2 protein-coding genes are annotated in these 2,575 nt (G+C 67.9%); both read right to left on the reverse strand.

The window, feature by feature from the left end; genetic code table 11:
* A partial coding sequence (locus tag VGH85_05385) for an NAD-dependent succinate-semialdehyde dehydrogenase (protein ID HEY2173228.1) occupies window positions 1-1,308 on the reverse strand: 1,308 nt, incomplete at its 3' end.
* Between the two features lie 461 nt (window positions 1,309-1,769).
* On the reverse strand, window positions 1,770-2,575 hold an 806-nt coding region (locus VGH85_05390; protein ID HEY2173229.1), incomplete at its 5' end, for an NAD(P)H-binding protein.

Genomic DNA, 2,575 nt, shown 5'->3' on the forward strand with positions numbered 1-2,575 from the left:
GCCAGAGCGCTTCGTCCCGCCGAACGGCAGGTCAGCACCCTCGCCCGCCGGCGTGTTCACGTTGGCCATGCCAACGTCGAGCTGTTCGGCGACCCGGGTCGCGCGTTCGGTGTCCGTGGACCAGACCGCGCCGCCGAGGCCGTAGTCGACCGCGTTGGCGATCTTCACGGCCTCGTCATCGCCGTTGACCTTGTAGACGACCGCGACGGGCCCGAACAGCTCTTCGGTGTAGGCGCGCATGTCCGGTGTGACCCCGGTGAGCACGGCCGGGGCAAAATACGCGCCCTCGCCGTCTCCGAGCGTGCCGCCGACGTGCAAGGTCGCACCCTTGCCCACCGCGTCCTGGACCTGGGCACGCAGGTTCTCCGCGGCCTTCCGGGAGACCATCGGGCTGTAGGAGCGCGGGGAGTCGTCGCCCGGCCCGCGCGGCGTCGCCGCGGCGGCACGCTTGACAAGGGCGGCGACGAAGTCGTCGTACAGATCTTCCATGACGATCATCCGCTTGTTGGAGTTGCATGCCTGGCCGACGTTCTCCATCCGGGTGACCCACGCGGTCTTGGCGGCCGCGTCCACGTCGTCGCTGTCGAGGATGATGTACGGGTCGGACCCGCCGAGCTCGAGGACGACCTTCTTCAGGTTCCGGCCCGCCGTCTCCGCGACACTGGTGCCCGCCCGCTCCGACCCGGTCAGCGAGATGCCGCGCAGCCTCTTGTCGGCGATCATCGCCGCGACCTGCTCGTGCGTCGCGAAAATGTTCACGTAGACGCCCTCGGGGATGCCTGCGTCCCGCATGATCTGCGCAATCGCGAGGGCGGAGGTGGGACAGTTCTCCGCGTGCTTGAGAATGACCGTGTTGCCGGCGACCAGGTTGGGAGCGGCGAACCGGGCAACCTGGTAGTAGGGATAGTTCCAGGGCATGATGCCGAGCACCGGACCGATAGGAAGGTACTCCACGCGCGCTGAGTCGTGGCCGGGCAGCGGCTTATCGGCCAGCAACCCGGGGCCGTTGTCGGCGTAGTAGCCGAAGATGTCGGTGCAGAACTGGGCCTCGCCGACCGCTTCCTTCGGCCGCTTGCCCATCTCCTTGGTAATGAGCGCAGCGAGTTCGGTAGCGCGTTCCGCGAACAGTTCGCCTACCTTCTTGACGATCGCGGCGCGCTCGGCGACAGGCCTCTTGCGCCACTGCGCGAACGCGGCCGCCGCGTCAGCCAGGCCCTGCTCGACCTCCGCGTCAGTGGCGAAGGGAAAGGTCTCGGTGACCTCCGCGGTCGCGGGATCGGTCACCTGATAGGTCGGGGTCTGCGTCACTGGCTACTCCGAAGCATGTCGAAACGGTGAACTCAGGTCGTTACGAGCGTAGCTCTGGACGCCTCGCCGGCCCGGCCTAGGGCCGGGCTTAACGCACAAGGAAAGCGCCCGGCCATCCCGCTTGGCGCCGTTGCGGGACTGCCGACGCCGCCAGGCAATCTGAGACGTGCCGGTCGTCGACCACAGGAGCTCGAGAATTCTGGCGATTGTCATTCCTGCACCGTGTGGCCCGGCACGTGCGGTAACTGTATGACCGGGGCATGCGGTATGCGCAACGGGGCGGATACACGCCCGCCGGGCAGCAGCGGCGCGAGCGGCTGCGGCTGGAGGCCGCCGGCTTGCCTTCTGATCCGTAGCAATCGGCGGATGGTCGCGACTGGCGTCTTCCGAGGCCGGAGAGGCTGCGCCGGTCGCATGATGGATGGTTCGGCCGGCTGGTTGCTGTAGTTCGCTGCTGTACGTCACCCGGCGAACAGGTCGCTGTGCCGCGCGACGAACTCCTCGACGGGCTCCGCGGGCCGGCCGGTGATTTCCTCGACCGTGGCGGTCACGCGGTCATACCGGTTCTCGCGATGCAGCCGGGCCATGGTGGCGATATGCTCATCGACGTACGATCCGAGCCCGGCGCGTGAGAGCACTTGCCCGGCCCACGTCTCCCACGGGACGTCGACGTAGGTAACCGGTCTGCTCAGCGCGCGGGCGTACTCTTCGGCGACGCCGTTCATGTCCTGCGACCGGGGGCCGGTCAGCTCGAAGACCCGGCCGATGTACGGCCCCGGGTCGGTCAGAATAGCAGCGACAACCCGCGCGACGTCGTCGGTCGTGACCGGCGAGGTGCGACCGGTCCCGAATGGGAGCCGGATGGTGCCGCTGCCGGCAATGGAGCGTGCGGCCAGGGTCGTGAACAACGGACTGTCCAGGAAGACAGTCGGGCGAACGTGTACGACCGGAAGCCCAGACCAGTTAAGCACCTGCTCCGATAGCCAGTGCAGCCGCTGATGGTGTGACTCGCTCATGCTGAGCGCGTCCATCTGGGACACGGTCATCTGGGAGATGGCGACGAGTGCATCCAGGTCGCCGACGGCACGGGCCACCGTCGCAACTGTGGCGGAGGCCTCGAGGTAGGACGGTGCCAGGCTCATGCTGAAGAACATCCGCTGGACCGAGTCGAGGGCCGTCGCGACATCTGCTGGCCGCGTGAGGTCACCAACGACGACGTCGGCGCCGAGCGCGCGCAGGGCGTCGGCGCGGTCGTCGTCGTGGTGCG

The organism is Mycobacteriales bacterium, from assembly GCA_036497565.1.
Classification (GTDB): Bacteria; Actinomycetota; Actinomycetes; order Mycobacteriales; family QHCD01; genus DASXJE01.